Genomic DNA, 6,284 nt, shown 5'->3' with positions numbered 1-6,284 from the left:
GCGTCGTTGCGACGCAAGATTAGGCGCTTGTTATCAAGCGCTACTTCGCACAGGTGCTGATCGAACAAATCCGGCTGTAACACGCCCTGCTTAAGTAGGGTGCGCACCTGCGCATCGGTTAGCGCGCTGATGTAACGAAATCCTTCTGCTGCCAGCGCATCTTTTCCCTTGGCCTTGATCATGCCCCGATCTCCCACCATGACCACTTCGTCGATGCCAAACGACGCCTTCAGCATCGTGATCTGACTTGCCAGTGTCGACGGGTCTGCAGTATTTCCTTCAAATACTCTCACCGCCAAGGGTTCGCCATCGTCTGCTGTCAGCATGCCAATGACGATCTGCAATTTGCCCCGCTTGCCATCACGGTTGTAACCGTACCGGCCCAACTCATTGCATTCCCCCTCGAAATAGCTCGAGGTCACATCATACAATACCAGCATTGGCGGCTTACCTTCCCGTTCAACATAGGTCCGATACAACGCGCGCTCGATTTCCTCCTGCTGATTTGCCAGCCAGTCCAGTGCTTCATATAGGTCGTCTTCATCGAACGTGCTTAAACCTAATACATCACCTGCGGCGTGCTGGTCCGCCCAACGCACCGCTGACAAGCGCGATCCGCCATGGGCTATGCGTGCCAAGATCAGAAACAGTGCCAATTGACTTTCCCGTGCGCTACCCAACACCTGTGTGATGCCCACCTGATCAGCTAGCTGCTTTAGCGCAAACAACACGCCAAAAATAGCACCGCTGATCATGTCGCCTGAGCAATTGTCAAACTCTCCCTTCAAAGCACGATCCAGCGCTTCGATTCGCTCTGGCGCCCAGGATGTTAAGTTGGCGAGAGTGCGTGTGCGGACTTTACTCCCCTCACGGTACGACTCCCTTAACAAAATTGTGGGTTTGGATTTACGGTTGGGAACACGGGCGATATACATGCGTATATTATAATTAATAAATAAATAATATACAAAATATATTTAATATATTACATGCCTACAATAATATCCATAATAAAACTATATCGATTCTATTCAATAGGTTAGCTCAATAAGGGCAGGGAAGATCCGCCTGACTTCCTGACTATTGAGCCTGGGTTTTCAATTTCGCTCAAGTATCCTGAGAAGCTGTTTCATGTAGGGTCGGTAGTGAACTTCTATCGAGTGTCGTGGGCGTGCAATAAATTGCCGCTGCCAGTACTTGGCTTCTGCGATTGCACGTTCTCGCCAGTTTGGTGGTAATTTGATTTTATTTGTCAACAATTGACCAAGTAGTCTGCTCTGTAAGTCGGTCAGCGGCCAAATGCAACCTTGCGGCTGTATCAAGCCAATAAAAAACAGGCTGGGGTGATCCGGATGAAAGATTCTCATAAACAGCGGCACTTCGATGGCTTCTTCCCAGTTGATGAATGCGCGGTCAAAAAAAGGAAAACTGATTTTATAGCCGGTCGCCGCAATGATGACATCGTATTCTGAGGTTGAGCCATCGGCAAAATGGATAGTTTGTCCGATAACACTTGCGATAGCAGGGCGGGGGCGGACTTTGCCGTGACGGATCCGATCGAATAACGCCGAGTTAATGGTGGGATGTGCTTGAGTTGGAGAAAAATCGGGTTCGGGTAATGCGTAGTCGCGATAACGTCCGATCTGGAGGCGAAGGCTGATTTTTTGCAACCAGTTTTGCACGCCATGGGGTAACCAGTGGATGGCGGCTGCAAAGACATCGGTTGGTTTGCCCATAATGAATTTTGGAATAATGTACTGGGGTGAGCGAAAGCTCATGTCTACCCGCATCGCTACACGACTCGATTCAACCGCGCAATCGCAGCCGGAATTACCTGCTCCAACCACCAATATATGTTTTCCTTCTAGTCCTTGGCTGGTTTTATAGTCATGTGCATGTAAGTACTTGCCAGTAAAGCAATCTTTCCAGTCAGGGTGGCGTGGTACGGAATGATGGCCGTTCGCGACGAGCAGGTAATCGAATTCTCGCTGAGTACCATCATCCAGATGCAAGCGCCAGCATTCATTTACGATTTTCTCTGCATGAAGCACGGTTGTGTTCAACCGGATATAGCGATCCAACTGGAAATGTCGGGCATAAGCCTGAAAATAAGCCAATATCTGCCGATGGCTGGGATAATCGGGGTAATCATCAGGCATGGGAAAGCCGCTGAGTTGGGACATCGCTTTACTCGAAATGATATGGGTGGACTCGTTTACGCTGCTATGGCCAGGGGTGGCTGTATATACCCAGTTGCCACCGATCTGATCATTTTTTTCATAACAGACGATATCTGTTAAACCTGCTTCAACCAGATTTTTGATGGCAGTAAGGCCGGAGCAGCCAGCGCCGATGATTGCGATTCTCATTTGATACCTTTCTTAACCTTTTGTGGCGATTCTATAATTCAGCCATTGTGGTTTTATCGAAAATAGCCGATTCTAATCTACCCAAGTTTTTTAATTCAAATAACTTTTATATCAGATGCAATGGCTGCTGAATTCAAATTGATCACCGAGTGGCGTATCCGGGCACCGCTAGCTGACGTGTACAACGCTATCTCGCATTGCCTTGATTGGCCGGTATGGTGGCAAGGCGCGAGCAAGGTAGAAAAATGTGCATCCGGTGACGCGGATGGGGGAGGGGATGCATATCGATTTACTTGGAGAGGCCCCATTCCCTATCGTGTGATTTTTGTCATGCAAGTGACTCGTGTCGTGCCATGTGTCCTCGTCGAGGGGTGCGCTAGCGGCGATGTGGCGGGGATCGGACGGTGGAATTTTGTGCATGCGCATGGGGTGACGATAGTGCATTATGAGTGGCGAGTGGATATCCTCCGATGGTGGATGAATTTTGTTGCACCATTTGCACGCCCCGTGTTCAGATGGAACCACCACCAAGTGATGCTGCAGGGCGCAAAAGGGTTGGCGCATATGCTCAATGCCCGATTGGAAGCCGTTCACACTAGAGAAATGTGAACGGCAAAGCTACTGGCTAAGTCACAATCGCAGTAGCCTGGATTGTCTGGATTATCCAGCCGAATCGGGTGCTGGTCTTTCAGAACGAAGTTGTGATGTTGCCCGTGTGTTTAGTTGGTTTTTCAGCTCTGCTATGTCCGCCTTGGCTTCGAGAGCCAGTTCTTCGGCTTTGTGCTCGCTTTCCGGTCCTTCCGCATGGGTAAATTCATGGCTGTCCTCATAAGCTTGCTCGGTAGTACCGGTGACTTTAATCAACACGCCGGCAATCAGCCCGCCTACCAGCGCTATTCCAATCGAAATTCCGATACCGGAGAGCTGTGCAACGGCAATACCGGGGACGATTAAAATCGCACTGAACCCGCCCAACAGGCCAGGTAACCCGTGTAAATTATGCACACCGCAGGTATCGATAGTTTTGAATTTGGATTCCAGCATGGGCTGAATGAATACAAAACCAATAACCGAAATTGCACCGGCGAGGAGCCCGATGGAGAATGCCCCAACGGGTCCTACAATATTGCAGGTCGATCCAATGGCAACGCCACCTGCCAGCGCAGCGTTCGCCATATCCATCATCGATGTTTTGCCTTTGTGTAGGAACGTGCTTAACATGTAGGTGGCCAGTGTTGCACCGCTTAATGCCAGCAGGGTGTTGACAACCGTTTGCGGCATATCTTCGAAAGGGACAATCGCCGTGGCGAAACTTGGCCAGAACAGCCACAGCACCATTGATCCTAACATCGAGAAACGGTCGGATGTCGCATCGGATTCAATCGGTTGGCTACGTTGCAGAGCAGTGGTCAAAACAATGGAGACACCTAATCCGAAATAAGCGCCAAATGCATGGATGACAATCGATCCTGCGGAATCTTGGAAACCTTCCGTGAGCCCTGAACCATTATCCAGCACCAGCCATTCATTGAGTAAATAAGTGGGTACCAGCAGCAGTGCCAGCAAGGCATATTGGAAAACACGCAATCGGCCAAGCACGGCACCCATCGCGATCAAGGTCGTCGCGACGGCGAATTCAGCAAGAATCAACGTTTCTACCGAATGCGGTGTCAATTCATGGGCAAAAACGCCGTTTGCCCGCAAGAAAATATAAAGGGGCAACCCGGTAGCTACGACCAGGTAAGTGCCCGTGGTCGCACCAAAACCATATCTACGGACAAAAACCATCAAAAAACCGAATCCTACCAATAACATCGCCAGGATATGGATGGAATAATTATATTGCGCAACTAACCGTGCCTCACTGATGACGCCTGCGGGCTCTGCTGCGCTGACCCAACTACTGAAACACAAGAGAAACAGACTTACTGAGCTGACTATTTTCAACCATAAGCTTTTCTTCATTTTGCTCTTCCTTATTGAGTGGGAATGATTTGGGTTACCCCACGAGCAGTGTACCCCAATAACCATATAAAAAATAAGGTTAAACAAAAATGAGCTTAGAAACTATTTGTTTTTCTATTATTGAAGACCTGGGCTGTCTTTGATTATATAAAATGACTCCAAACTCTAACCCTGATTCAATAAATTAAAGAGTAATGTAGATTTTTCGTGTGAGGTATTAGGTCAGCGCTTACCTCATTCCATGATAAAATCAAAAAATAGCTGAGTATCTGCCTGCCTTAAATATATTTTATATATTTTGTTTACGTTGAATTAAAAATGCTGCTGATGATCGACAATTACGATTCTTTCACATATAACCTGGTGCAGTATTTTGGTGAGCTAGGTGAGCGTGTCGAAGTTTTTCGTAATGATGAAATAACGTTGGAGAGTATTCGACAAATCCATCCAGACCGGATCGTAATTTCTCCTGGGCCCTGTACGCCTAATGAAGCCGGAATCTCATTATCGCTGGTGAAGGATTACGGCGGGAAGGTGCCTACGCTTGGCGTATGTCTAGGTCATCAGAGTATTGGTCAGGCCTTCGGAGGGCGCATTATCCACGCTAAGCAGATTATGCATGGCAAAACTTCCCAGATTTTTCATCGTAATGTAGGTGTGTTTCAGGGATTGCCAAATCCATTTATAGCGACGCGCTATCATTCGTTGGTGATCGAGCGCGAAACTCTACCGGCGTGCTTAGAGATTACTGCATGGACGGAGGATGGTGAAATTATGGGGGTGCGCCACAATGCACTGCCGATCGAGGGGGTGCAGTTTCATCCGGAGTCGATACTGAGTGAATATGGCCATCAATTGCTTGAAAATTTTCTGCTTGGCAGGCAATGATCTGTACATGCTTTTTATAAAATAATTTAACCAGTGAATCCGCAAGCAATATTGACACGTCTCATCGAGCATCGGGAGATTCCCTACGATGAGATGCTGATCCTTATGAGGAAAATCATGCAAGGGGAGCTTTCACCCGTGGTGATTGCAGCGATCATAATGGGGTTGCGTGTTAAACAAGAAACGGTTGATGAGATTGCTGCAGCCGCTCAGGTGATGAGAGAACTCGCCACGAGTGTGGAGGTGTCTGATTTAACGCATCTAGTCGATACTTGTGGAACAGGCGGAGATGCTTCCCATACTTTTAATGTATCGACTGCTTCAGCTTTTGTTGCAGCTGCCGCGGGTGCACAGGTTGCAAAGCACGGGGGACGCTCAGTTTCCAGTAAGTCGGGGAGCGCTGATGTGCTGGAAGCCATGGGAATCGATCTGGAGCAAACGCCTCAGCAAATTGCCCGCTCGATTGGTGAGATCGGTGTTGGATTCATGTTTGCGCCCAATTTTCATAGTGCCATGAAGCATGCTGCGCCAATTCGCCGTGAATTGGGTGTACGTACGTTATTCAATATTCTGGGGCCACTGACAAATCCTGCTGGTGCCAAAAACCAGTTATTGGGTGTGTTTGACGCCAAGCTCGTCGGTATTATTACGCGTGTGTTGCAGCGCTTGGGAAGTGATCATGTCATGGTTGTGCATGGGTATGATGGCTTGGATGAAATTACCATTACCGGAGAAACGCGTGTTGGTGAGCTCAAGCAAGGCAGGATTCACGAATACACGATCCGGCCTGAGGATTTCGGGATTGCGAGTGCGCCGATAGAAACCATAAAAGTATCCGATTTAGCGCATGCAAAAGAAATGTTGATCTCAGTTTTGGATAATCAGCTTGGGCCTGCAAGGGATATTGTTTTGTTGAATGCAGGTGCAGCTATTTACGTAGCAGGTATAGCGGCTTCTCTTGAAGCAGGTGTGGCCAGTGCGCGCGAGGTGATTGTCAGCGGTGCTGCGATGAAAAAAATGAACGAGCTAATCACGTTTTCAAATCATAAAAGTAATTAGAAT

The 6,284-nt window shown here is 48.2% G+C and carries 6 protein-coding genes; 3 read left to right on the top strand and 3 right to left on the bottom strand.

Going from position 1 to position 6,284, the window contains the following annotated elements; genetic code table 11:
- Both C8R30_RS11030 and C8R30_RS11025 read right to left on the bottom strand, forming a co-directional pair.
- Nucleotides 1–935, bottom strand: a 935-nt coding sequence (locus C8R30_RS11030; protein WP_107790134.1) for an IS1634 family transposase, incomplete at its 3' end; no start/stop codon positions are given.
- Nucleotides 936–1,097: 162 nt separating this feature from the next.
- Nucleotides 1,098–2,369 (bottom strand): flavin-containing monooxygenase, encoded by a 1,272-nt coding sequence (locus tag C8R30_RS11025; RefSeq protein WP_107790130.1) that lies wholly within the window; start codon nucleotides 2,367–2,369, stop codon nucleotides 1,098–1,100.
- Between the two features lie 120 nt (nucleotides 2,370–2,489).
- Between C8R30_RS11025 and C8R30_RS11020 the strand changes: the two genes are divergently transcribed.
- A complete protein-coding gene (locus C8R30_RS11020; protein WP_107790129.1) occupies nucleotides 2,490–2,978 on the top strand; it encodes an SRPBCC family protein in 489 nt (162 codons plus the stop codon).
- A gap of 51 nt (nucleotides 2,979–3,029) precedes the next feature.
- Here C8R30_RS11020 and C8R30_RS11015 read toward each other — a convergent pair whose 3' ends face one another.
- A complete protein-coding gene (locus C8R30_RS11015) occupies nucleotides 3,030–4,334 on the bottom strand; it encodes an ammonium transporter (protein WP_107790128.1) in 1,305 nt (434 codons plus the stop codon).
- Nucleotides 4,335–4,652: 318 nt separating this feature from the next.
- Here C8R30_RS11015 and C8R30_RS11010 point away from each other — a divergent pair, with 318 nt between their 5' ends.
- Both C8R30_RS11010 and trpD read left to right on the top strand, forming a co-directional pair.
- Nucleotides 4,653–5,222 (top strand): anthranilate synthase component II, encoded by a 570-nt coding sequence (locus C8R30_RS11010; protein ID WP_090670783.1) that lies wholly within the window; start codon nucleotides 4,653–4,655, stop codon nucleotides 5,220–5,222.
- A 33-nt stretch (nucleotides 5,223–5,255) separates the two neighbouring features.
- Nucleotides 5,256–6,281: an anthranilate phosphoribosyltransferase gene (trpD, locus tag C8R30_RS11005; protein WP_090670780.1), complete on the top strand. Its 1,026-nt coding sequence runs from the start codon at nucleotides 5,256–5,258 to the stop codon at nucleotides 6,279–6,281.
- Nucleotides 6,282–6,284: the final 3 nt, after the last annotated feature.

The sequence above is a fragment of the Nitrosomonas nitrosa genome, assembly GCF_003051105.1.
GTDB classification, from domain to species: Bacteria; Pseudomonadota; Gammaproteobacteria; order Burkholderiales; family Nitrosomonadaceae; genus Nitrosomonas; species Nitrosomonas nitrosa.
This window is presented reverse-complemented; position numbering and strand designations above follow the sequence as displayed.

Bases quoted from the DNA above. Each gene is read 5' to 3' on its own strand.
- C8R30_RS11015 (WP_107790128.1), bottom strand. From the start codon at position 4,334: ATGAAGAAAAGCTTATGGTTGAAAATAGTCAGCTCAGTAAGTCTGTTT.
- C8R30_RS11020 (WP_107790129.1), top strand. From the start codon at position 2,490: ATGGCTGCTGAATTCAAATTGATCACCGAGTGGCGTATCCGGGCACCG.
- C8R30_RS11025 (WP_107790130.1), bottom strand. From the start codon at position 2,369: ATGAGAATCGCAATCATCGGCGCTGGCTGCTCCGGCCTTACTGCCATC.
- C8R30_RS11010 (WP_090670783.1), top strand. From the start codon at position 4,653: ATGCTGCTGATGATCGACAATTACGATTCTTTCACATATAACCTGGTG.